We start from the raw sequence: 22090 nt of genomic DNA, 5'->3' as shown, positions 1-22090 counted from the left end.
AGCTCCCTGCAGGATCAGCCGGACCGCGGCTCGAACAGCACCGGCGCGTTGTGGGCGTGCCGGGCGATCGGTCCCTCGGGGTCCACGAAGGCCTCGCGCGTCAGCGGCCGCAGCCCGTCGGTCGTCAGCATCGACAGCGTCCAGCCATCCGCCTCGAACGGCGCCAACAGATCGGGCAGTCTGGTGCCGTATTTCGGCAGCAGGTGGGCGTGCACCTCGACCATGAAGCGGGTCTGCCGCTTCCGGATCAGGTCGCCGGCGCCGGCGAGCACACGGCCTTCGGCGCCCTCGACATCGACCTTGACCAGAGACGGCAGCTCCGGGCCGGGAAACAGGCTGTCGAGCGTCAGGCACGGAATGCAGTCGTGATTGACGCTGCCGAACGGGAATTTCGAGGTCTCCCAGTGCCAGACCGCCGACTGCGTGCCCGGGCTGGGGTTGATCCGGTAGGTCGGCACCATGCCGTTCCGGTCGCCGATCGCGGCACACAGCGGATGCACGCTCCACAGGTCGTTCAGCGCGGCGTTGAGCTGGATCATCGGGATCAGCGTCGGCTGCATCTCGACCGCGATCACGGTCGCGCCCAGGGCCGCGGCAACGCACGACACGTAGCCGGTGTGTGCGCCGATATCGACGACGACATCCCGGTGTCGCAGCGTGCGCTTGAGGTACTCGACCAGCTCCGGCTCGTGCACCCCGTCCTTCGGCAGGACTCGCGTCATGAAGTACTCGGCGGCCGGATGCCGGGCGAACCGCAGGGCCAGCCCGTCGCCGAAGTCGACGGTACGGGCCGACGGGGCCCGCGGCAGAACCCCGAGGCGGGCCCGGCGACCGTAGTCCAGGCGCCCCACGATCAACACCTGATGCTCGTTCTGCGGGGTCGGCCGGAAGCAGGCCTGCATCTTCGCCATCCGCGTGAGCACGCCGGGGGCAACGGCCTCCATCGCGTAGTCGAAGTTCGCCTTGTTCAGATCGACCGCCGCCGGATCGGCGAGCATGCGCCGCCACATGGCCTTGAAGGCCTGCTCGGCATCCCGTTGGTCGGTCATTCGGTGCTCCGCCACGTCGAGGAGACGGTCTCCTACCATCGTAGCGGCGGCAGCGGTAGCCCGGCCCGCGTCAGTCGCTCGCGGCGGGATAGACCCGAAGGACCGGCACGAACTCCGGAACCGAGCGCAGTTCGTCCCAGGCCCGCCGCAGCGCCGCGACCGTCGCCGGCGACGGGGCCGAGACCGAGACCCCCGCGGCGGCGATCCGATCCAGCGCCGCCGCGTTCGTCTCACGGTTGGCGCCCTCGGCGAACGCCGCCGTCGCCCGGCAGGCCTCCTCCAACGTGACGCGGGCCTCCGGCTCGAGCCGCTGCCAGCGGTCGCGGTTGATCACCACGTCGAGCAGCGTCGCCGGCTGCAGCGGGCTCGGATACAGGTAGATCGGCGCCACCTCGTGCAACCCATAGGCGAAGTCGGCGACCGGGACGCCGACCTCGGCGCCGTCGAACGCGCCGGTCGCCAGCCCGATCGTCAGGTCGGCGCCGAAGGCGAAGGCGGTGGTGGCCCCGAGACCGTCCAGGATGCGGGCGGCCAGGCCGAACGCGCGCATGCGCAGGCCGCGGAACGGCGCCGTGTCGTCGAGCGGTTGCCGCAGCCAGGCCAGCCCGTCCGGGCCGACCGCCGCACAAGGCACGCCGATCACCCCGAAGCGCGCGTACAGCGCGTTGTAGAGCGGCCGCCCGGCCCCGTCCCGGATCCATGCGAGATGCTCGACCGGGCCCAGGCCGAACGGCACGCCGGTGAACAGCACGGCTTCGGGGGCGCGGCCGGCCAGCACCGCCGGGGTACCCCAGGCCGCGTCGATCGCGCCCTGGGCGACCGCGTCGAGATACCCGAACCGCGGCACGATGGCGCCCGGCTCGTGCGGCCGCAGCCGCAGCCGGCCGGCCGAGCGCTCGCCGACCTCCGCCACGAAGCGCTCGGCAAGTGCCCCGTAGAGCGGCGTCCGTTGCCCGAATGCCAGATGCAGGTTCAATCGTTCGCGGGCGAATGCCGCATCAGAACACAGCAGCCCAACCACCAGAGCGAAAACAACAATCCGCATGTCTCGACTGTGCCGCGCAGGCGTGCCCGATGGACTCGTTAACGATCGTTACCATGAACCCCGTCGACATAGAACCCGAGTCGGCGTATGGGTTGTGATGCGGTTCCGACGTTCGGAACCGGCATCGTCTGAGGAGTCGGGCGAGACGTCGCCCTGCGCCGGAGTGGCCGAGTTCGCGAGCAGCGGCGGCACCCGAGCGTCCTGAGGAGGTGATATCTGCAATGTCCGGCGGACGCGTCGCGTTTGGAGTGCGTATCGAATGCCGACTGGTACGGTGAAGTGGTTCAACACCACGAAGGGTTACGGGTTCATCAAGCCGGATGACGGCGGTGCCGACGTGTTTGTTCACATCACTGCGGTGCAGCGCTCCGGACTGCAGGGCCTCAACGAAGGCCAGGCGATCATGTACGAGATGAAGCCGCAGCGGAACGGCAAGATGGCGGCCGAGGACCTGAAGCCGGTCTGACGCTTTCCTCGACCCCGGCGAAAGAACATATGAGCGGCGGCGCAGCACGGAGGCGCCGCCGCTTTTATTTCCGGGATCCCTTGAAGGCCTATATCGAATAGATATATATCGCGGCGATAGTGTCCCGATACGACGGGAAGTTCCGCGATGGACGTGAAGACGCTCTGCCTCGCCGTGCTGTCGCAAGGCGAGGCGACCGGCTACGAGATCAAGAAGGCGTTCGAGGAAGGGCCGTTCGCGCACTTCCAGCGCGCCAGCTTCGGGTCGATCTACCCGGCCCTGTCGAAGCTGCTGGCCGAGGGGCTGGCCGAAGCCGAGGCCCGCGAGCAGGACGGCCGCCCCGACAAGAAGGTCTACCGCCTGACCGCGGCCGGCCGGGCGGCGTTCCACCGGGCGATCGGCCAGGAGCCGGAACCCGACCAGCTGCGCTCCGACGTCCTGTTCCTGCTGTACTTCGCGCGCGAACTGCCGAAGGAGCGGGTCGAGGCGCTGATCGACGGATACATCGCCTCCTATCGCGCCCAGGCGGACCGCATCGAGGGTTGCCGGGCCGAGCGCGCGGCAGCGGGCGCCGAAATCGACCCCGGCAAATGGTTGGTCTCGGGATTCGGGGTCGCCGTATACCGGGCTGCGGCCGACTACCTTGCGAGCAATCGCGACGCCCTGCTCCGCGGCCTCGAGCGTCCCCTGGAGGCCGCCGAATGACCGCCGTTCGAGGAATGTGTCAATGCGCGTGAACCTGTCCGTCATCCTGGCCACCGCCATCGCCATCGGCGCTGCCGGCTGGATCCTTTCCGGCCAGGTCGCCGATCAGCCGGCGACTGCCGCCGTCGACGGCCCGCTCGCCCCGCAGGCGACGACCGCTCCGCAGCCGCCCCGGGTCCGGGTATTGACCTCCCAGGCCCGCGACTACGTCGCCGTGGTTCGGGCGTCCGGACAGACCCTCGCCAAGCGCTCGGTCGAGATCCGGGCGGAGACCGCCGGGCGGGTCGCCTCGGTGGGGGCGCCGCGCGGGTCCATGGTCGACGCCGGACAGTTGATCGTGCAACTGGACGAGGCCGACCGTCGCGCCCAGCTCGAGCGCGCCAAGGCCCGGGTCCAGCACCGCCGGATCGAATACGACGCCGCCCGGCAGCTGGCCGCCAAGGGCTACCAGGCAGAGACCAAGCGGGCGCAGGCGCTGGCCGATCTGGAAGAGGCGCGAGCCGATCAGGCGCACATCCAGGTCGACCTGGAGCGCACCCGCATCGTCGCCCCCTTCCGGGCGGTGCTCGACCGCCGTCCCATGGAAGTCGGCGACTATCTCCAGGTCGGCGATCCGGTCGCCACCCTGGTCGAGTTGGACCCGATGCGGGCGGTCGCCAACATCCCGGAACAGGAGGCCCCGGCCCTGGTCGAAGGCATGCCGGCGACCGTCCGCCTGTCGTCCGGCGCCGACTTCCCGGCCGTCGTCACCTACACCGCCGCGGCAGCCGACAGCGCGACCAGGACGTTCCGGATCGAGGCCGAGTTCGCCAATCCGGAGGGCCGCATCGGCGAGGGCATGACGGCCGAGCTGCAGATCCCGCTGCCGGCGACCCGCGCCCATCACGTGTCGCCGGCGGTGTTCCTGCTCGACGACCAGGGCAAGATCGGGGTCATGACCGTCGATTCCGGAGACGTCGCCCGTTTCCGGCGGATCGCGGTGCTGGGCTCCGACGACCGCGGCGCCTGGATCACCGGCCTGCCGGAGACCGCCCGGATCGTCACCGTGGGGCAGCAGCTGGTGACCGACGGCCAGGCCGTCACCCCGGTCGAGGTCGGGGCCGGAGCGCCGCAGTCATGAAGGCGCTGATCGACGCGGCTCTCGAACGCAGCCGGACGACGCTATCCGCCCTGCTGCTGATCCTGATCGCCGGGACGGTGGCGTATATCGAGATCCCGAAGGAGGCGGATCCCGACATCGCGATCCCCCTCGTCTACTCGGTGATCAAGTACGAGGGAATCTCGCCGGAGGACGCCGAGCGCCTGCTGCTGCGGCCGATCGAGCAGGAGGTGCGCTCGATCGAGGGCGTCAAGGAGATGCGGTCGCGGGCCTACGAGGGCGGCGCCTCGATCGTGCTCGAGTTCGACGCCGGGTTCGACGCCGACACCGCGCTCGCCGACGTGCGAGAGAAGATCGACACCGCCAAGGCCGATCTCCCCGACGGCACCGAGGAGCCGGAGGTCCACGAGGTCAACTTCTCGCTGTTCCCGGTCCTGATCGTTACCCTGTCGGGCGAGACGCCGGAGCGCCAGCTGCTGCACATGGCGCGCGACGTGCGGGACGCCATCAAGGGCCTGCCGGACGTGCTCGACGCCAAGCTGACCGGCGAGCGCGAGGAGCTGGTGGAGGTCGTGGTCGACCCGCTCAAGCTCGAGAGCTACGGCCTGCAGGCCGGCAACGTGCTGGAAGCGGTCAGCCGGTCCAACCAGCTGATCGCCGCCGGTACGCTCGACAACGGGACCGGCCGGTTCCCGATCAAGGTCCCGGGCCTGTACGAGGGCGTCCAGGACATCCTGGAGCAGCCGATCAAGGTGAACGGCGACGCGGTGGTGCGCATCCGCGACATCGCCAACGTCCAGCGCACCTTCAAGGACCGCTCCGGCTACGCCCGGCTCGACGGCCAGCCGGCGATCGGCATCGAGGTGACAAAGCGCACCGGCGCCAACATCATCGACACCATCGCCGACGTCCGCGCCACGGTCGCCGAGGCGACGCGGGGCTTCCCGGACAACATCCAGGTGACCTTCAGCCAGGACAAGTCCGACCAGATCGCGTTGATGCTGCTGGACCTGCAGAACAACGTCACCAGCGCCATCCTGCTGGTGATGATCGTGGTCGTCGGCGCCATGGGCATCCGGTCCGCCGGCCTGGTCGGCCTGGCGATTCCCGGCTCGTTCATGCTGGGCATGCTGGTGCTGTCGACGCTCGGGCTGACCATCAACATCGTGGTGCTGTTCAGCCTGATCCTGGCGGTCGGCATGATGGTCGACGGCGCGATCGTGGTCACCGAGTTCGCCGACCGCAAGATGGCCGAAGGCCGCTCCCGCAAGCAGGCCTACGCCGAGGCCGGCAAGCGCATGGCCTGGCCGATCATCGCTTCGACGGCGACGACCCTCGCGGCGTTCTTCCCGCTGCTGTTCTGGCCCGGCGTGGTCGGCGAGTTCATGAAGTTCCTGCCGATCACCCTGCTGATCACCCTGACCGCGTCGCTGCTGATGGCCCTGGTCTTCATTCCGGCGCTCGGGGCGCTGATCGGCAAGGCGAGCGCGCCGGACGAGCGGGCCCGCAGGCAGCTGGCCGCCGCCGAGACCGGCGACATCGACGAGGTCGGCGGATTCACGGGCGGCTATCTGCGCGTCCTGAAGGGGGCCCTGCGCCATCCCGGCCTGGTGCTCGCCACCGCCTTCGGGATCCTGTTCGGGGTGCAGTACTACTACGCGAACCACGGCAACGGGATCGAGTTCTTCCCGGACATCGAGCCGGACATCGCGCTGGTCTACGTCCACGCCCGCGGCGATCTCTCGGTCGAGGAGAAGCGGGCCCTGGTGCTGCCGGTCGAGCACGAGGTTCTCGCGGTCGGCGGGTTCGCGTCGGTCTACACCTTCATCGGCCAACGCTCCGACGGCTCGTCCTCCGGCGGCGGCGAAGAGGTCGCCGAGGACGTGATCGGCACCATCCAGGTCGAGTTCAAGGACTGGACCGAGCGCCGGCCGGCGAGCGAGATTCTCGCCGACATCGTCGAGCGGACCCGCGATTTCCCGGGCATCTACGTGGAGCCGCGCGAGGAGGAGGCCGGACCGCCGACCGGCAAGGCCGTGCAGATCCAGCTGCGCGGCCGCGACCGGGAGAAGCTGGATGCGGCGGCCGACGTGGTCATGGCGAAGTTCCGGGCGACTCCCGGCCTGAAGGACGTCGACGACACCCGCGACGTACCGGGCATCGAATGGCGGCTCAGCGTCGACCGCGCCCAGGCCGCGAAGTTCGGTGCCGACGTCAGCCTGATCGGCCGCTACGTCCAGCTGGTCACCAAGGGCATGAAGATCACCGACTACCGGCCGGACGACAGCGACGAGGAGGTCGACGTGGTGGTCCGCTACCCGGCCGCGCTGCGCACCCTGGCCCAGCTCGACCGGATCCGGATGGAGACGACCCAAGGGCTGGTGTCGATCGGCAATTTCGTCCGGATGACCCCGGAGCCTAAGACCGGTATCATCCGGCGGGTCGACGGGCTGCCGGCGATCACCGTCCGGGCCGACGTCGTCGAGGGCGTGCTGCCCGACAACAAGGTCCGCGAGCTGCGGGCCTGGCTGCCGGACGCCGGGCTGCCGAAGGACATCGAGGTCACGTTCAAGGGCGAGGACAAGGAGCAGCGCGAGGCCCAGGCGTTCCTGGTCAAGGCGTTCGGCGTCGCCCTGTTCATCATGGCGATCATCCTGGTGACCCAGTTCAACAGCTTCTACTCGGCGCTGCTGATCCTGTCGGCGGTGATCATGTCGACCATCGGCGTGATGATCGGCCTGATCGTGACCGGCAACCCGTTCGGGATCGTGATGACCGGGATCGGCGTGATCGCGCTGGCCGGCATCGTCGTGAACAACAACATCGTGCTGATCGACACCTTCGACACCCTGAAGAAGGAGTGCGCCGACGTCCGCGAGGCGATCCTGCGGACCGGCGCCCAGCGCCTGCGCCCGGTGATGCTCACGACCGTCACCACGATCCTCGGCCTGATGCCGATGGTGCTGCAGACCAACATCGACTTCGTCACCCGCGAGGTGAGCGTCGGCGCGCCGTCGACCCAGTGGTGGGTGTCGCTGTCGACCGCCATCGTGTTCGGCCTGGCGTTCGCGACCGTACTGACCCTGCTGGTCACGCCGGCGGCGTTGATGCTGAAGCACAACGTCGGTGCGGCGCTGCAGCGGCGGCGGGAACGGCGGGCCGAGCGCCGAGCCGGCAAGGCCGGCCCGGCCGCCGCACCCGAGGTGCCGCACGCCGCCGAGTGACGGCCCGCCGGCGCACCGTGCCGGCAGGCACCGGGCGGGGGGCCGCGGTCAGCCGGACAGCGCCTCGATGACCCGGCACTCGGCGACCCGGCCGCCGCGGCACTGCTCGAGAACGTGCGCCAGCTCGGCCTCGAGGCGCTGCAACGCGCGGATCCGGTCGCGAACCTCCTCCAGCTGCGCCGTGCACAGGCGGTCGGCCGCGGCGCAGTCCTGGTTCGGGCGATCGGCGAGCGCCAGAAGCTCTCGGATCGCCTCGAGCGGGAATCCGAGGGCTCGGCCCTGCCGCACGAACCGAAGGCGACGAACGTCGGCATCCCCGTAGCGCCGATAGCCCGAGGCACGGCGCGCGGCCGGCGGCAGCAGCCTGATCCGCTCGTAGTACCGGATCGTCTCGGCCTTGCAGCCGCTGGCCCGTGCCAGCTCGCCGATCGAATACCCGTCGCTCATGACCTTGACCTTGTAGTCGCTACAGGCCCCACCTTAGGGACTGGCGACAACGGAGGGAAACAGCGATGAGTGCCGCCTGCTGCGCGACGAAACCGGTCGAGGCCGCGCCGGATCCGCGGCTTCGCCGCATTCTGTGGACCGTGCTGGCAGTCAATGCCGGCGGCTTCCTGATCGAGATCGCCGCCGGTCTCGCCGCCGGGTCGGCCGCCCTGCAGGCCGATGCGCTGGATTTCCTGGCCGACGCCGGCAACTACGCGATCAGCCTGCTGGTGTTCGGGCTGGCGCTGCGCTGGCGGTCCCTGGCGGCGCTCGCCAAGGGAGCGTCGATGGGAGTCTTCGGCCTGTGGGTCGCCGGCAGCACCATCCGGTACGCCTGGCTCGGCGAAGTGCCGGCGGCGGAGGTGATGGGCGGCGTCGGGGTCGTGGCGCTGCTGCTGAACCTCGGCTGCCTGCTGCTGCTGACGGGCTTCCGGCGCGGCGACGCCAACATGCGCTCGGTCTGGGTCTGCAGCCGCAACGACGTCATCGGCAACCTGGCGGTTGTGGCCGCAGCCCTCGGGGTGTTCGGGACCGGCACCGGCTGGCCGGATCTCGCGGTGGCCGCGATCATGTCGACCCTGGCCGTCTGGGGTGCCGCGCAGGTGATCCGGCAGGCGCTGGCCGAGCTTCGGCCGGGCGTGGCGCCGGACGTGCCGGCAGGCGCCCCCGACCTGCGGCCCGATCCGGCCGCATCGGGTCGATGAGATCGGTGGATCGGTCCCGGGCTAGTCGCCGAACGCCCGCACCGCCTGCCCGATCCGGCTCGCCGTGGTGATCCAGCACATCGCGCCGAACACCCCGGCGATCCAGGGGAACGCGTCCGGCAGCAGGCAGATCAGGACGAAGGCGATCACGGTCTCGCTGCCCTCCGCCAGTCCGCCCAGGTAGTAGATGCTCTTGCGCCCGCGGGTGGCGGTCGTCACCCCGCGCTTGGCCGCCACGATGGCGTAGGCCAGGAACGACGAGCCGGTGCCGACGAAGCTGAAGATCAGGAACGCGGCCCAGACCGCGTGCTCCGGCCGGCCGAGGGCCACCCCGAACACCACTGCGCTGTAGAACAGGAAATCGAGCACGATGTCGAGGTAGCCGCCGAGGTCGCTCGGGCCGACGGCACGGGCGATGGCCCCGTCAAGCCCGTCGGCCAGCCGGTTCGCCAGGATCGCCGCCAGCGCCAGGTCGTGCCGGCCGGTCGCCAGCGCCGGGATCGCCAGCATCCCGACCGCGAACCCGGCGACGGTCACGGCGTTGGCGGCCACGCCGCGCCGCGCCAGCCATCGGCCGGCGGTGTCGAGCGGCGGATCGATCACCCGGCGCAGCGCGGCGTCGAGCATCGGCTGGTGCCGGCTAGTGGAGTTTGGCGGGCCGCCCGTCGGCGTCGGCCCCGGCCACCGGGCCGCCGGCCACTTCCTGCGGCTTGTCGCGTGCCGGCTCGGCGGCCGCCATCTGCTCGGCCTCGCGCAGCAGCCGGCGATAGGCGGCGACCGACAGCGGGATCGAGACCAGATAGGCGATGATCAGCAGCGCCAGCATGAACCACGGCGCGCTCACCACGCCGGTGATGATCAGCCCGGCGACGATCAGGATCGGCAGCACCATGCGGTGCGGAACCTTCATGCGCTTGAACGAGAAGGTCGGCAGCTGGCTGACCATCAGCAGGCCGACCATGACCAGCCAGATCGCCACCGCCGGCGGGAAGGCGTTGAGGTCGAAGCCGGTCTGGAAAGCCAGCATCATCGGCAGTAGGGCGAGCCCCGCCCCGGCGGGCGCCGGCACGCCGGTGAAATAGTTGTAGGCGAAGGACGGCTTCTCGTCGTCCAGCCGGCTGTTGAAGCGGGCCAGCCGCAGCATGCAGCAGGTGGCGAAGAACAGCGCGGCCATCCAGCCGAAACTGCCCATCGGCTGCAGCGCCCACAGGTACATGATGACGCCGGGGGCGACGCCGAAGCTGACGAAGTCGGACAGCGAGTCGAGCTCGGCGCCGAACTTCGACTGCGCCCGCAGCAGGCGCGCCATGCGGCCGTCGAGGGCGTCGAACACCGCCGCCAGGACGATCATGCCGACGGCGAACTCCCACTTGCCGTTCAGCGCGAAGCGCAGTCCCGACAGCCCGAAGCACACCGCCAGGACGGTGATCAGGTTCGGGATCAGCTTGTTGAACGACTGTCCGCTGAAGCGCGGACTGCGTCGCCGCCGGAATCGCCTCATCGCACCGCTCCGTTGCGCGCCGGCTCGGCGGAACTCAGGTCCGCCAGCACGGTCTCCGCCGCTACGCACCGCTGGCCCTCGACGACCAGCGGCGCCACCCCGGCCGGCAGGTAGACGTCGACCCGGCTGCCGAACCGGATCATCCCCATGCGCTCGCCGGCCAGCACGGGCTGTCCCTCGGTGAGGTGGCAAACGATCCGGCGGGCGACAAGGCCGGCGATCTGCACGAACGCGAGAGGCCGGCCGTCGCCGGTCTCCATCGCCACGCACTGCCGCTCGTTCTGCTCGCTGGCCTTGTCGAACGAGGCGTTGACGAACGCCCCCGGCACGTAGGCCAGCTTGGTCACGCGGCCGTCGACCGGGATCCGGTTCACGTGCACGTCGAATACGTTCATGAAGATGCCGATGCGCGTGGCCTCGCCCTCGCCCATCGCCAGTTCCTTCGGCCACGGCACCGACGCGATCGAGACGACGCGACCGTCTGCCGGGCTGATCACCAGCCCGTCGCGGGTCGGGGTGACGCGGTGCGGATCCCGGAAGAAATAGACACACCAGGCGGTCAGGACGACACCGGGCACCAGCAGCCAGTCGGCGAGCAGGCCGAGCAGCAGGGTGACGACGGCGAACGCGGCGATGAACGGTCGCCCCTCGCGGGCGATCGGAACCAGAACGGTGTCGAGCAATGAAGCCTCTTCGGATCAGTTCACGCGGGGCAGGCCGAATACCTGGCCCGGGTAGATGAGGTCCGGGTCGAGGATCTGATCCTTGTTGGCATCGAAGATCTCGACGTACCGGAAGCCCGAGCCGTAGACCCTGGTGGCGATCCGCCAGAGGTTGTTGCCCGGCTGGATGACGACAAGGCGGTTGTTCGGCAGGTCGGTCAGCGGATCGGCCCGGACGAACGGGAAGGCCACCCGGGCCTGTACCGTCCCGGACGGCGCCACCTTGTCGACCCGCAGCTGATACGACCCCGGCGCCACCGGCTCGGCCGGACGCATCGTCCACCGCCCCTCGGTGTCGGCCCCGGTGTCCCCGACCTTGCGGTCGTCGATGAACACCTCGACCCGCGAGCCCGGCTCGGCACGGCCGCTGAACACCACGTCGCCCTTGTCGTCATAGTCGATGACGTCGACCGCCACCGCCTTCCCGGCCTCCGCAGCGGCGTCGGCCGGAGCCGTCGGCCCGGCCTCGGGATAGGCCGAGACGACCGGCGCCGCCGAGGCGAGCTGCGACGGCTCGGCGGGCCCGGCGGTCGGCTCGGGGGCAGCCGCAGGCGCCGCCGATGGCGCCGTTGCCGGGCCCGGAACGACGGCTGCCGGGGCGGCGCCCGGCGACGGGGCCGCTTCGAGACGGACGGATCCCGGCGCGGATCGGGCAGCCGAGGAGGCGACGGCCGAGGCGGCCGATCCGGTCGCCGCCGGCCCGCCCGGCTGCCGGGACGGAGCGGCATCGCCGGCCACGCCCCCGGCGGCCGTGCCGCCGGTCTGAACGCCGGATGGGGAGCCGGATGCGACACCGGGCGATGGCTGGCCGGCCGGCGACGGGATCGTGGAGGCGATATCGGGCGGCGCGCCCGCCTTGCCGGTTCCCGGCGCTGCCGCCGCAGCGGTCGACGAAGCGGTGCCGGACGGCTGTAGCGCGGTCGGCGGCGGTGACGCGGTCGGCGGTGAAGCGGTCGGCGGTGACACGGTCGGCTCGGCCGCGGCAAGCCCGCCGGCGGACGCCTCGGTCCCGGCGCTGCGCGTCGCCGCGGGCCCGGCCGGCTGCGACGCCCCTGCCGACGCCGACGCCGGGGCCGCGGCGGTATCAAGCGGTCCGGCCGCCGGCGCCTGCAGCACCCGGGCTGCGACCCGCCGACCGTCGCCCTCCTCCTTTGGTACCACGACCGCCAGCGGCACGCCCGGTTCGGCCGCCGGGCGGCCGGCGATGTCCTTGCCCTTCTCGGGGATGACCAGCACCACGGCTTCCGAGGATTCCGCCTTGCCGTCGCCGAGTTCCCTGAGGGACAGGACCCGCTGCCCGGGCGACAGCTTGGAAGGCGGCACGAACACCCATTCGCCGCGGTCGTCGCTGGTGACACGGCCGATCTCCCGGTCGCCGTCGACGATGGCGATCTCGGTGTTGGGCGTGCCGCGGCCGGCGATCACGGTGTTGCCGTCGGGGTCGACGCGGACCACGTCGAAGCTCGGTCTCGGCGGCGTCTCCGCCACGGCGGGCGGCGCGGATGGCGCTGCCGATCCGGCCGGCTCCGCCGGTCCGGCGGCCTTGCCGGCATCTCCGGCGGCGGCCGGCCGCTCCACCTTGTCGGGCTGCCTGGGCGGGGCCGTCGGCGGTGCCACGGGGGCCGCGACCTTGGTCGCAGGCTCGGTCTCCTCGCCCGGCAGGACGAAGTAGTTCAGCACAAGGGCGGACGCCAGGACGATGACCCCGACGACGCCGACGGTGACCGGTTTCGCGACCATTGATCCGCAAGCCGTGACTTGATCGGCAGACCATAAACCCCCTGCGCTTCCGATACAATCGGACCGCCGGACCGGACACGCGTCCGCAGCCCTGTTGACCGGCCGCCCGGCCGGTGCGAAAGACGGCGCCATGACAACGCACCGTGCTTCCTCCGAACCGCGACGCATCTGTGTGTTCTGCGGATCCTCCTCGCGCGTCGACGCGCGCTACCGTGACGCCGCCGCCGAGTTCGGCCGCCTGATCGCCGAGCGCGGCGCCGAGCTGGTCTACGGCGGCGGCCGGGTCGGCCTGATGGGCCTGGTGGCCGACGCCGCGCTCGAGGGCGGCGCCCGGGTGACCGGCGTCATTCCGCGCTTCCTGATGGACCTCGAGGTCGGCCACGGCTCGGTCAGCGAGTTGGTGGTCACCGACAGCATGCACGAGCGCAAGGCCGAGATGTACGACCGGGCCGGCGCCTTCGTGGTGCTGCCGGGCGGCCTCGGCACCCTCGACGAGACCCTCGAGGTCCTGACCTGGTCGCAGCTCAAGCTCTCGACCAAGCCGGTGATCCTGGTCGACATCGACGGGTTCTGGCAGCCGCTGCTGGCGCTGATCGAGCACACCATCGAGCGCGGCTTCACCCGCCCTGCCAACCGGGACCTGTACCGGGTGGTGCCGTCGGTCGAGGCGGTGTTCGAGGCGATCGACGAATTCGAGATACCGGCCGGCGGCGACGTCTCTTCCAAGTGGCTGTGACGCGCCGGCCGCCGTGCCCTCGGGCGGCTTGCGTCGGCCGTCCCCGATGATATTGTGCCGCGCCCGCCGGTCCTGCGGGCGACTTCGTGTGTGACTGGGAGCTTTCGATGGCCAAGATCAAGGTGGCGAACCCGATCGTCGAGCTCGACGGCGACGAGATGACCCGCATCATCTGGCAGATGATCAAGGACAAGCTGATCCTGCCGTACCTCGACGTCGACCTGAAGTACTACGACCTCGGGATGGAGTCGCGCGACAAGACCGACGACCAGATCACCATCGACTCCGCCAACGCCATCAAGCAGTACGGCGTCGGCGTGAAGTGCGCGACCATCACGCCGGACGAGGCGCGGGTCGAGGAGTTCAAGCTCAAGAAGATGTGGAAGTCGCCGAACGGCACGATCCGCAACATCCTGGGCGGCACCGTCTTCCGCCAGCCGATCATCTGCAAGAACGTGCCGCGCCTGGTGCCGGGCTGGACCCAGCCGATCGTGATCGGCCGCCACGCCTTCGGCGACCAGTACCGCGCCACCGACTTCGTGGTCCCGGGCAAGGGCAAGCTGACCCTGACCTTCCAGCCGGAGGGCGGCGGCGAGCCGATGTCCTACGAGGTGTTCGACTTCCCGGGCGGCGGCGTGGCCATGGCCATGTACAACCTCGACGAGTCGATCATCGGCTTCGCGCGGGCCTGCTTCAACTACGGGCTCGACCTCGGCTGGCCGGTCTACCTGTCGACCAAGAACACGATCATGAAGGCCTATGACGGCCGCTTCAAAGACCTGTTCCAGCAGGTCTTCGAGGAGGAGTTCGCCGACAAGTTCAAGGCCAAGGGGATCGTCTACGAGCACCGGCTGATCGACGACATGGTCGCCTCGGCGCTGAAGTGGTCGGGCGCCTTCGTGTGGGCCTGCAAGAACTACGACGGCGACGTCCAGTCCGACACCGTGGCCCAGGGCTTCGGCTCGCTCGGCCTGATGACCTCGGTGCTGATGACCCCGGACGGCAAGACCGTCGAGGCCGAGGCCGCGCACGGCACGGTCACCCGCCACTACCGCCAGCACCAGGCCGGCAAGGAGACCTCGACCAACCCGATCGCGTCGATCTTCGCCTGGACCCGTGGCCTGGCCTATCGCGCCAAGTTCGACGACACCCCCGAGGTCGGCCGGTTCGCCGAGACCCTCGAGAAAGTCTGCATCGACACCGTCGAATCCGGCCACATGACCAAGGACCTCGCGCTGCTTATCAGCCCGGATCAACCGTGGCTGACAACCCAGCAGTTTCTTGGCAAACTGGACGAGAATTTGCAGAAGGCGATGAACTGACCGAGAGGGTTACATGCGGCGACGGGGTGGCGGCGCGCTGGTGATCGGCGCGCTGATGCTGGCGGCGGGGTCCGCCGACGCAAAATGCGTTCCCAGCACGTTCAAGGACGGCTGGCTGCAGGAACAGGAACGGCTCGGCGGCGACACCATGGACCGGCACGTCGGTCGCACCGCCACCGAGTTGGCCGCGCGCCTGGCGAAGGAGCCGGCCAGCAAGGCCTCCAGCTCGTTTCCGGACCGCCACACCGCGCGGCAGGTGATCTCGGCCGCCCTGCGCCCGGACGAGGATGCCTACGACAGCTGGGCCGCCGGCGCCAAGGCCGGCGAACGGGCCGAGGTGCGGATGGCGTTCGAACAGCCGATCGGCGTGTGGGTGGAACGCGGCAACGCCTCGGCGGTTCCCGCGCACGGCATCACCGTCGTCCTGGAGGCGATGGGAAAGGGTGCCTGCCGGCTGGTCACCGCCTTCCCGACCAAGTGATCCGAGACGGAGCCGGTTCGGCCGCGGCCAAGCCGGCTCCAGCCTCGGGTCGGCCCGGCGCGCGGCGCCGTTCGTCCGCCGGCCGGCCTGCTTCCCGCCCGATACGACGGTTCTGACGTGCCGGCCGACCCGCTGTTGTTGCTGGTCGTCGCCGGCGGCGCCCTGCTCGGTGCGACCGCCAGCGGCCTCGCCGGTTTCGCCTTCGCCGCCACGACCCTCGGGCTGTACGCCCATTTCCTGCCCCACACCGCGGTGTCGCCGCTGATCGTCGCCGCGTCGCTGACGGTGCAGTTGATCGTGATGCCGATGATCTGGCGCCGGCTCGACTGGCGGGCCGCCCTGCCGTTCCTGCTCGGCGGAGTGTGCGGCGTGCCGTTCGGCGCCGCCCTTCTGGCGGTGCTGTCGGCCGACACCTTCCGGCACTTCGCCGGCGCGTTGCTGGTTCTGTACGCCGGCTCGGTGCTGCTGACCGGACGGCTGCCGGCCCTGCGCTTCGAGAGCCGGCTGGCCGACGCGGCCGTCGGCTTCGGTGGCGGCGTGCTCGGTGGCTTCGCCGGCCTGTCGGGTGTCCTGCCGACCATCTGGTGCTCGCTGCGGCGCTGGCCGAAGGACCGGCAGCGCAGCGTGTTCCAGCTGTTCAACACCACCATGCACACCGTCACGCTCACGACCTACGCGGTGCAGGGTCGGCTGACGGCCGAGGTCGGCGGGCTGTTCCTGGCGGCCCTGCCGGCGGTCGGGTTGGGGGCGTGGCTCGGCTTCACCCTGTACCGCCGGATCGACGACAAGGCGTTCGCCCGGATCCTGCTGGTGCTGCTCGGGGTATCCGGGCTCGGCCTGCTGGCGCCGCTGGCCGGCGAACTGCTGGGCTGAGCCTCGGCGCTTCCCAAGCCTTCAGATCAGCATGTTCAGATAACTGCCCGGCGGCGCGTCGGGATCGATGTTGTCGTTGGCGATCAAGTTCATCAGCCGCTGGATCTGCCGCTCGATGTCGTGCGGCGAGGTGGCTGTCTTGAGCCTGAAGCCGCGGTCCGGGCGCGGCCTTGCCGGCGCCTCGGCCGGAACCGGGGTCGCGGCCGGGGTCGCCCGGGCCGGCGTTCCGGCCGGCCGGGTCCGGTTCGCCGGGACCCGCGGATCGCCGGGACCGGTCGGTGTCAGCGCCATGGCGAGGCTCCGTGCGTCATCCGGTCAGGATACACGGTTTCGCGAGCCGGGGCATCTCGGTCCCGGCTCGCCGCTTCGCTGAGGCCGGGATGAGGACATGGGGCATTGTCCTCCCCCCCTCATCCCGGCCGCAGCGGCAAAGCCGCGGAGAACCGGGGCCCACAACGCGAGAGACGTCAGGCCGACCGGCGCTGGTCGGCGCCGGCGCCGAGGATCGGCTCCAGGGCATCCAGGCCACGGGCCAGGGTCGCTTCGCTGGCCGCGAAGCACAGCCGCAGATAGCCCTCGCCGGCCGGCCCGAAGGCCGAGCCCGGCGCCAGCCCGACATTGGCCTCGTCGATGATCTTCTTGGCGAACTCGACGCTGTCGGTCATGCCGTCGACCGCGAAGAACGCGTAGAACGCCGCCTTCGGCCGGGCCAGCTTCAGCTTGGGCCAGGCTTCCAGCCGGTCGAACACCAGGTCGCGGCCGGCCTTGCAGCGCGCCCGCAGGTCGCGGATCACCCAGTCGCCGTCCTCGATCGCGGCGATCGCCGCGCGCTGCAGGAACTGCGGCACGCCGGAGGTGGTGATCTGCACCAGCTTGGCGATGGTCGGGGCCAGCGCCGCCGGATGGGTCAGCCAGCCGAGCCGCCAGCCGGTCATCAGCCAGGACTTGGAGAACGAGTTGACCACCAGCAGCTTGTCGTCGCGCTCGGCGACCTGCAGGAACGACGGCGCCACCTCGCGGTCGAACACCAGCTGGTGGTAGACCTCGTCGGCGATCACCCAGACGCCGCGGGCGCGCGCGAACTCCATCAGCGCCCGCTGCTCGTCGCTCTCCATCATCCAGCCGGTCGGATTGCCGGGCGAGTTCACGAAGATCGCCTTGGTCTTGTCGTTCGCCAGCGCGAACAGCCGGTCGAGGTCGAGGCGCCAATCGCCGTCGACCAGCTCGATCGAGGCGTGCCGGACGACCCCGCCGTGGATCTCGACCGTCGAGTAGATGTTCGGCCAGACCGGGCCGATCGCGATCACCTCGTCGCCCGGCTCGATCAGCATGTCCATGGCGAGGTACAGCGCCGACATGCCGGCGGTCACCAGGCTGACCTCGTCGGTGCCGACGTCGACGCCGAAGGTCCGCTTGGTGTACGCCGCCAGCGCCTGGCGCAGCGGCAGGATCCCGCGCTGGTCGGTGTAGAACGTCTCGCCCTTGCGCATCGCCTCGGCGGCGGCGTCGCAGATGAACGCCGGGGTCGGCTGGTCGCCCTCGCCGAACCACATCGGGATCAGCCCGGGCTTGTCCCAGCCGTGCTGGGCCACCTGGACGATGCCGGTCTCCGCCAGCTCCGCCACGTCGCGCCGCAGATCGTCGAGAATCGCGTTCCCGCTCATGCCGTCCTCCAGGTTCGGATGCCCCGGACATAACGGAAACAGGGCACTGGTGATAGGGCCTTTTTCCGGTTCCGGACTTGGGCTAATCGATGTCCATGTCCGCGACCATCTACCTCCTGCGACATGGCGAGACCACCTGGAACCGGGCCGGCCGGCTGCAGGGTCAGCTCGACGCGCCGCTGACCCGGCTCGGCCTGGCCCAGGTCGACGCCGCCGGCCGCACCTTGGCTTCGCTGCTGAACGGGACCGGCTTCCGGCTGGTGGCGAGCCCGCTGGGCCGCACCCGGCAGTCGGCCACGATCGTCGCCGAGCATCTCGGTGTCGACTACGACGCGATCGAGTGGGACGAGCGGCTGAAGGAGATCACGCTCGGCGACTGGGACGGCTATCACGGCTGGGGCGCCTTGGACCGCGACTTCCCGCACGAGGCCGAGCGCCGCAACGCCGATCCCTGGAACTACCGCTACCCGAACGGCGAGAGCAGCCAGGACGTGCAGGACCGGGTGCGGCCGTTCCTGGCCGAGTGCCACGCCGCCGGCGGCGTCCACGTGGTGGTGGCGCACGGCGTCGTCAACAAGGTGATGCGCGGCCTGTATCTCGGCCTGACGCGCGAGCAGACCTTCGCCCTCGACCGCCCGCAGGACGCCTTCCACCGCTTGGAGTCCGGCACCGAGGCCCGGATCGACGTCGCGGTGGCGGCGAGCGTGCAGGCGGAATGGGCGATGTGAGCCCCGGCTACGACGGCGCCGTCGGCGCACTCACCTTCCGCCAGGCCGCCACGCATTGCCGGCGGAACTCCAGGTCGCCCTGGCGGCCCTCCGTCACGTAGCCTTCGACGAACGCCACCGGGTCCCCGTCGCCGGCCAGCAGCGGCTCATCGCCGGCCCGACGCGCCAGCGCCTCCGCGACAGTCGCCGGCGCGTCCGGAAATGTCTCCAGCGCATCGAGCGACGGCCGGAACCCGGCCCGGCGGGTCAGCTCGGTGACCTGGTCGGAGCCCACCGCCGGTTCCGCCGCCCCGGTCGGGTAGACCACGATCAGCGGAAAGTACGCGGCCAGCCGCGGAAACACCGCGTTGCGGTAGACCTCGGCGCCCCAGTAGCGCCGCGCGACGTCGGCGAAATGCCGGTAGTCGCGGACCGCCACCATGCCGGCCTCGCCGGCCGGCAGCACCTCGACCGGCGGCTTGCTCGCCACCACGGTGTCGTTGGCCACGTCGACGTACCAGCCGCCGAACTGCAGGGCGTTCTGGAAGTAGCTGTCGCGCAGCACGCCCCAGGTCTTCTTGCCGATGCCGCCGCTGCGCAGGAACACCGAGAGCGCCGCGTCCATCGGCTCGCGCGGGGCGTTCACCCGTTCCAGGAGCAAAGCCAGCACGGCGTCGCGGATCTCCCGGCATCGCCCCAAGGGGTACGGCTTGCCGGCAAACTCGGGGAGACGGGCGAGCAGTCCGGGATCGACCGCGCGGCGCAGGCCCTCGAAGTAGCGGGTCAGGGCAACCGGGTCGCCGATGTGCTCCGCCGTCAGCGCCGCCTGGCGGTCGTCGACCGGCGCCGGCGCCTGCGGCAGCAGCGACGCCCCGGAGGCGTTCAATCCGGTTCTCCGAAGTCGCTCCGCCAGCTCTCGACAGTCAGGGTCTCGAGGCGGGCACAGTAGAGCGGCGTATTGAACTCGGCCGAAGAGCCGTCCTGCATGAGGGCGGAGAGTTGCTCCATCAGGATGCAGCCGACCGCATGCACGGCCTCGTGGCGATCCAGCCCTTCCCCGATCAGTCGCTCGATCGTGCGGCGGACCGGCAGTTCCTCGCCGAGTGCCGCCTGATTCTCGACGATGACGTGGGTGGCGGCATGCAGGTCCCGCTGCGGGACCCGAATGCGCTTCTGGCGGTGATAGTCGGCCACCATGGCCAGACGCTTCGCCTCGTCGAGGGCCAGCCAGCCCTCCGGATCAGGTGCAACGTTCGGATCGTATCGCTTCATCTGCGCACCTCCGATCGGCTGATAGTCACGCAGTCGGCCGTCGCACCGCCCTCACCTCGCCGACCTTCTCCAGGGTGCGGGCCCGGAAGTCGGCGAGCTTCTCCTCGGCGACCGCCATGTGGAAGCCGTTGGCGTGCAGGATCTTCGCACCGCCGACCAGGAACGCCACGTGGCCGGGCCAGCACAGCACGTCGCCCGGGCGCGCCGCCTCGACCCCGCCTTCGACCGCCTCGCCCAGCCCGGCCGCCTGCATGTCGCTGTCTCGCGGTGCGGCGATGCCGGCCCGCGCCAGCGCCAACTGGACCAGCGCCGAGCAGTCGAGCCCGATCGACGACCGCCCGCCCCAGGCATAGGGCGCGCCGAGGAACCGCCGGGCGGTGGCGATCCAGTCGCGGGCGGTGGCCCGCAGCGGTACCAGATGCCGGGCCCAGACGTAACCGCCCGGTCCCTCCGGAGTGTCGGCCAGCCGCGACCAGCCGTCGTCGCGGGTCTCGGCGACCGCGACCGGGCTGGTCAGGTGCAGCAGGTCGCGCGGCGCCAGTTTCAGGTCCGGCCCGTCGAACAGGTAGCTGCGCAGGGCCGCGACCCGGTGGGTCGGCTCGGTGCCCGGCAGGCCGAGCGCGGTGTCGCGCAGGTAGCCGACATAGCCGTCGGTGCGGTTGCGCACCCAGGCCCAGCCGTCGGCGCGCTCGAACACCTCGACCGCCTCGCCGAACAGCAGCTCGGTCGCCTGCCGGGAGTCGGCGCGCGGCTGCTCGCGGACCGACGCCGTGCCGGTGGCGATCCGTGCCGCGACCGGCTCGACGAACCGGGCCGCCTCGACCCGACCCTGCAGGCCGACGTCGGCGAGGTCGCTGCGGAACGCATGCAGGCGAATGTCCAGCCGCTCGGCAACCGCTTCCTCCGCCGTCACGAATTGAGCTCCTTGATGGCGTCGTCGAGGCCGCCGAGGGTCAGCGGGTACATCCGGTTCTCCATCAGCTCCTGCACCATCGCGACCGACTGGGTGTACTTCCAGAACCGCTCCTGCACCGGGTTCAGCCAGACCGAGCGCCGGAAGTGCGAGACCATGCGCTGGATCCACAGCCCGCCGGGCTCGGCGTTCATGTGCTCGACGCTGCCGCCCGCCACCGCGATCTCGTACGGGCTCATTGCGGCGTCGCCGACGAAGATCGCCTTGTAGTCGGGCCCGAAGGTGTGCAGCACCTCCAGGGTGTCGAGTCGCTCTATGTGGCGGCGCCGGTTGTCCTTCCACAGCCGCTCGTACGGGCAGTTGTGGAAGTAGAAGTACTCCAGGTGCTTGAACTCGCTGCGGGCGGCCGAGAACAGCTCCTCGCAGAGCTTGATGTAGGGGTCCATCGAGCCGCCGACGTCGAGGAACAGCACGACGTTGACCATGTTGCGGCGCTCCGCCTGCATCTGCAGGTCGAGCCAGCCGCCGTTCTTGGCGGTCTGCCGGATGGTGCCGTCCAGGTCGAGCTCGTCCGGCCGGCCCTGGCGCGCGAACTTGCGCAGCTTGCGCAGCGCCACCTTGATATTGCGGGTGCCGATCTCGACGGTGTCGTCGAGGTTGCGGTACTCGCGCTTGTCCCAGACCTTGACCGCCCGGTTGTTGCGGTTGCCGTCCTGGCCGATGCGCACGCCCTCGGGGTTGTAGCCGTAGGCGCCGTAGGGCGAGGTGCCGGCGGTGCCGACCCACTTCGAGCCGCCCTGGTGCCGGCCCTTCTGCTCCTCGAGGCGCTGCTTCAGGGTCTCCATCAGCTTGTCCCAGCCGCCCATGGCCTCGATCTGGGCCATCTCCTCGGGCGTCAGGTTCAGCTCCGCCATCTTGCGCAGCCACTCCTCCGGGATGTCCTTGCCGAACAGCTCGTCGAGCGCCTCCAGCCCCTGGAAGACGTGGCCGAACACCTTGTCGAAACGGTCCAGATGGCGCTCGTCCTTCACCAGCGCCGAGCGTGACAGGTAGTAGAAGGAATCGACCGACCACTCCGCGAGGCCGGCCTTCACCGCCTCCAGCAGGGTGAGGTACTCGGTCAGCGACACCGGCACCTGCGCGTCGCGCAGCGCATAGAAGAACCGCGTGAACATGGGAGTCTTGTGACCTCGTGCGGTGCGGGGGTCAAGGGCCCGGCGCCGCAGCGGCGGGTGGGTTCCAGATCGGCTTCGCCTACGGCGCACCCGTCTGGAATGACGGAAGGAGGAATGCGCCGGAAAGTCCCCTACCCGCCGTCATTCCGGACGGACGCGCCGCCCCGCGCGGCCGAGCCGGAACCCATGGAGCGACGGACAGACGG

23 protein-coding genes are annotated in these 22090 nt (G+C 70.4%); 10 read left to right on the top strand and 13 right to left on the bottom strand.

The genetic code is table 11. From position 1 onward, the window contains the following. Positions 1 to 14 precede the first annotated feature (14 nt). Complete coding sequence (locus tag IE246_RS24040) at positions 15 to 1049, bottom strand: FkbM family methyltransferase (protein WP_189994495.1); 1035 nt, start codon at positions 1047 to 1049, stop codon at positions 15 to 17. Positions 1050 to 1119: 70 nt separating this feature from the next. After that, positions 1120 to 2025, bottom strand: a complete 906-nt coding sequence (gene dctP, locus IE246_RS24035; protein WP_189994493.1) for a TRAP transporter substrate-binding protein DctP — start codon at positions 2023 to 2025, stop codon at positions 1120 to 1122. A gap of 328 nt (positions 2026 to 2353) precedes the next feature. Between dctP and IE246_RS24030 the strand changes: the two genes are divergently transcribed. The 4 genes from IE246_RS24030 (at position 2354) to IE246_RS24015 (ending at position 7588) form a co-directional block, all read left to right on the top strand. Continuing rightward, a complete protein-coding gene (locus IE246_RS24030) occupies positions 2354 to 2560 on the top strand; it encodes a cold-shock protein (RefSeq protein WP_189994491.1) in 207 nt (68 codons plus the stop codon). Positions 2561 to 2707: 147 nt separating this feature from the next. Then, complete coding sequence (locus tag IE246_RS24025; protein ID WP_189994489.1) at positions 2708 to 3265, top strand: PadR family transcriptional regulator; 558 nt, start codon at positions 2708 to 2710, stop codon at positions 3263 to 3265. Positions 3266 to 3287: 22 nt separating this feature from the next. Beyond that, complete coding sequence (locus IE246_RS24020) at positions 3288 to 4385, top strand: efflux RND transporter periplasmic adaptor subunit (protein ID WP_189994487.1); 1098 nt, start codon at positions 3288 to 3290, stop codon at positions 4383 to 4385. Continuing rightward, entirely contained in the window at positions 4382 to 7588 is a 3207-nt protein-coding gene (locus IE246_RS24015; protein WP_189994485.1) for an efflux RND transporter permease subunit, read from the top strand. Before IE246_RS24020 ends, IE246_RS24015 begins: the two co-directional genes overlap by 4 nt. 48 nt (positions 7589 to 7636) lie before the next feature. Here the strand turns inward: IE246_RS24015 and IE246_RS24010 are convergent, their stop codons facing one another. Continuing rightward, positions 7637 to 8035 carry a MerR family transcriptional regulator gene (locus IE246_RS24010; protein ID WP_189994483.1) on the bottom strand — a complete coding sequence of 133 codons (399 nt, stop codon included), beginning with the start codon at positions 8033 to 8035 and terminating at the stop codon, positions 7637 to 7639. 65 nt (positions 8036 to 8100) lie between these two features. Here IE246_RS24010 and IE246_RS24005 point away from each other — a divergent pair, with 65 nt between their 5' ends. Next, positions 8101 to 8778, top strand: a complete 678-nt coding sequence (locus IE246_RS24005; RefSeq protein WP_189994481.1) for a cation efflux transmembrane domain-containing protein — start codon at positions 8101 to 8103, stop codon at positions 8776 to 8778. Positions 8779 to 8799: 21 nt separating this feature from the next. Here the strand turns inward: IE246_RS24005 and IE246_RS24000 are convergent, their stop codons facing one another. The 4 genes from IE246_RS24000 to IE246_RS23985 are packed head-to-tail and all read right to left on the bottom strand — an operon-like array spanning position 8800 to position 12741. After that, positions 8800 to 9405, bottom strand: coding sequence for a CDP-alcohol phosphatidyltransferase family protein (locus IE246_RS24000; protein ID WP_189994479.1), 606 nt, complete (start codon positions 9403 to 9405; stop codon positions 8800 to 8802). A 13-nt stretch (positions 9406 to 9418) separates the two neighbouring features. Next, complete coding sequence (locus tag IE246_RS23995; RefSeq protein ID WP_189994477.1) at positions 9419 to 10279, bottom strand: CDP-alcohol phosphatidyltransferase family protein; 861 nt, start codon at positions 10277 to 10279, stop codon at positions 9419 to 9421. Next, positions 10276 to 10962: a phosphatidylserine decarboxylase gene (locus IE246_RS23990; RefSeq protein WP_189994475.1), complete on the bottom strand. Its 687-nt coding sequence runs from the start codon at positions 10960 to 10962 to the stop codon at positions 10276 to 10278. Before IE246_RS23990 ends, IE246_RS23995 begins: the two co-directional genes overlap by 4 nt. A gap of 15 nt (positions 10963 to 10977) precedes the next feature. Further along, a complete protein-coding gene (locus IE246_RS23985) occupies positions 10978 to 12741 on the bottom strand; it encodes a LysM peptidoglycan-binding domain-containing protein (RefSeq protein ID WP_189994473.1) in 1764 nt (587 codons plus the stop codon). A 172-nt stretch (positions 12742 to 12913) separates the two neighbouring features. On the opposite strand from IE246_RS23985, the gene IE246_RS23980 reads away from it, so the two are divergent. From IE246_RS23980 to IE246_RS23965, 4 genes are all read left to right on the top strand, one after another. Beyond that, positions 12914 to 13477, top strand: coding sequence for an LOG family protein (locus IE246_RS23980; RefSeq protein ID WP_229837467.1), 564 nt, complete (start codon positions 12914 to 12916; stop codon positions 13475 to 13477). Positions 13478 to 13584: 107 nt separating this feature from the next. Further along, positions 13585 to 14799, top strand: a complete 1215-nt coding sequence (locus tag IE246_RS23975) for an NADP-dependent isocitrate dehydrogenase (protein WP_189994469.1) — start codon at positions 13585 to 13587, stop codon at positions 14797 to 14799. A gap of 13 nt (positions 14800 to 14812) precedes the next feature. Next, the gene (locus IE246_RS23970) at positions 14813 to 15280 is read left to right on the top strand and encodes an RNase A-like domain-containing protein (RefSeq protein ID WP_189994467.1); all 468 of its coding nucleotides are present in this window, start codon (positions 14813 to 14815) and stop codon (positions 15278 to 15280) included. Between the two features lie 117 nt (positions 15281 to 15397). Then, positions 15398 to 16153 carry a sulfite exporter TauE/SafE family protein gene (locus IE246_RS23965; RefSeq protein WP_189994465.1) on the top strand — a complete coding sequence of 252 codons (756 nt, stop codon included), beginning with the start codon at positions 15398 to 15400 and terminating at the stop codon, positions 16151 to 16153. 21 nt (positions 16154 to 16174) lie between these two features. Here the strand turns inward: IE246_RS23965 and IE246_RS23960 are convergent, their stop codons facing one another. Together IE246_RS23960 and IE246_RS23955 are read right to left on the bottom strand one after the other, a co-directional pair. After that, positions 16175 to 16444, bottom strand: a complete 270-nt coding sequence (locus tag IE246_RS23960; RefSeq protein ID WP_189994463.1) for a hypothetical protein — start codon at positions 16442 to 16444, stop codon at positions 16175 to 16177. Positions 16445 to 16620: 176 nt separating this feature from the next. Further along, positions 16621 to 17817, bottom strand: coding sequence for a pyridoxal phosphate-dependent aminotransferase (locus IE246_RS23955; RefSeq protein ID WP_189994461.1), 1197 nt, complete (start codon positions 17815 to 17817; stop codon positions 16621 to 16623). 95 nt (positions 17818 to 17912) lie between these two features. Here IE246_RS23955 and IE246_RS23950 point away from each other — a divergent pair, with 95 nt between their 5' ends. Further along, positions 17913 to 18545: a histidine phosphatase family protein gene (locus IE246_RS23950; protein ID WP_189994459.1), complete on the top strand. Its 633-nt coding sequence runs from the start codon at positions 17913 to 17915 to the stop codon at positions 18543 to 18545. Between the two features lie 7 nt (positions 18546 to 18552). Here the strand turns inward: IE246_RS23950 and IE246_RS23945 are convergent, their stop codons facing one another. The 4 genes from IE246_RS23945 to IE246_RS23930 are packed head-to-tail and all read right to left on the bottom strand — an operon-like array spanning position 18553 to position 21884. After that, positions 18553 to 19410 (bottom strand): hypothetical protein, encoded by an 858-nt coding sequence (locus IE246_RS23945; protein ID WP_189994457.1) that lies wholly within the window; start codon positions 19408 to 19410, stop codon positions 18553 to 18555. Then, a complete protein-coding gene (locus tag IE246_RS23940; protein ID WP_189994455.1) occupies positions 19407 to 19796 on the bottom strand; it encodes a DUF1841 domain-containing protein in 390 nt (129 codons plus the stop codon). The genes IE246_RS23945 and IE246_RS23940 overlap by 4 nt, the downstream gene beginning before the upstream one ends. A 25-nt stretch (positions 19797 to 19821) precedes the next feature. After that, on the bottom strand, positions 19822 to 20709 hold the full coding sequence (locus IE246_RS23935; RefSeq protein ID WP_189994453.1) for a C40 family peptidase: 888 nt from the start codon (positions 20707 to 20709) through the stop codon (positions 19822 to 19824). Further along, complete coding sequence (locus IE246_RS23930; RefSeq protein WP_189994451.1) at positions 20706 to 21884, bottom strand: vWA domain-containing protein; 1179 nt, start codon at positions 21882 to 21884, stop codon at positions 20706 to 20708. Before IE246_RS23930 ends, IE246_RS23935 begins: the two co-directional genes overlap by 4 nt. Between the last annotated feature and the right edge of the window lie 206 nt (positions 21885 to 22090).

This window comes from Thalassobaculum fulvum (assembly GCF_014652915.1).
Classification (GTDB): domain Bacteria; phylum Pseudomonadota; class Alphaproteobacteria; order Thalassobaculales; family Thalassobaculaceae; genus Thalassobaculum_A; species Thalassobaculum_A fulvum.
Note: the sequence above shows the minus strand (reverse complement) of the source record. Positions and strands in the feature narration are given on the sequence as shown.

What these genes read in the sequence shown, in the direction of transcription:
- IE246_RS24010 (WP_189994483.1), bottom strand. Translation starts at nt 8,035, where the DNA reads ATGAGCGACGGGTATTCGATCGGCGAGCTGGCACGGGCCAGCGGCTGC.
- IE246_RS23930 (WP_189994451.1), bottom strand. Translation starts at nt 21,884, where the DNA reads ATGTTCACGCGGTTCTTCTATGCGCTGCGCGACGCGCAGGTGCCGGTG.
- IE246_RS24000 (WP_189994479.1), bottom strand. Translation starts at nt 9,405, where the DNA reads ATGCTCGACGCCGCGCTGCGCCGGGTGATCGATCCGCCGCTCGACACC.
- IE246_RS24005 (WP_189994481.1), top strand. Translation starts at nt 8,101, where the DNA reads ATGAGTGCCGCCTGCTGCGCGACGAAACCGGTCGAGGCCGCGCCGGAT.
- IE246_RS24015 (WP_189994485.1), top strand. Translation starts at nt 4,382, where the DNA reads ATGAAGGCGCTGATCGACGCGGCTCTCGAACGCAGCCGGACGACGCTA.
- IE246_RS23995 (WP_189994477.1), bottom strand. Translation starts at nt 10,279, where the DNA reads ATGAGGCGATTCCGGCGGCGACGCAGTCCGCGCTTCAGCGGACAGTCG.
- IE246_RS23970 (WP_189994467.1), top strand. Translation starts at nt 14,813, where the DNA reads ATGCGGCGACGGGGTGGCGGCGCGCTGGTGATCGGCGCGCTGATGCTG.
- IE246_RS23960 (WP_189994463.1), bottom strand. Translation starts at nt 16,444, where the DNA reads ATGGCGCTGACACCGACCGGTCCCGGCGATCCGCGGGTCCCGGCGAAC.
- IE246_RS23950 (WP_189994459.1), top strand. Translation starts at nt 17,913, where the DNA reads ATGTCCGCGACCATCTACCTCCTGCGACATGGCGAGACCACCTGGAAC.
- IE246_RS23955 (WP_189994461.1), bottom strand. Translation starts at nt 17,817, where the DNA reads ATGAGCGGGAACGCGATTCTCGACGATCTGCGGCGCGACGTGGCGGAG.
- IE246_RS24025 (WP_189994489.1), top strand. Translation starts at nt 2,708, where the DNA reads ATGGACGTGAAGACGCTCTGCCTCGCCGTGCTGTCGCAAGGCGAGGCG.
- IE246_RS24030 (WP_189994491.1), top strand. Translation starts at nt 2,354, where the DNA reads ATGCCGACTGGTACGGTGAAGTGGTTCAACACCACGAAGGGTTACGGG.
- IE246_RS23940 (WP_189994455.1), bottom strand. Translation starts at nt 19,796, where the DNA reads ATGAAGCGATACGATCCGAACGTTGCACCTGATCCGGAGGGCTGGCTG.
- IE246_RS24040 (WP_189994495.1), bottom strand. Translation starts at nt 1,049, where the DNA reads ATGACCGACCAACGGGATGCCGAGCAGGCCTTCAAGGCCATGTGGCGG.
- IE246_RS24020 (WP_189994487.1), top strand. Translation starts at nt 3,288, where the DNA reads ATGCGCGTGAACCTGTCCGTCATCCTGGCCACCGCCATCGCCATCGGC.
- IE246_RS23985 (WP_189994473.1), bottom strand. Translation starts at nt 12,741, where the DNA reads ATGGTCGCGAAACCGGTCACCGTCGGCGTCGTCGGGGTCATCGTCCTG.
- IE246_RS23975 (WP_189994469.1), top strand. Translation starts at nt 13,585, where the DNA reads ATGGCCAAGATCAAGGTGGCGAACCCGATCGTCGAGCTCGACGGCGAC.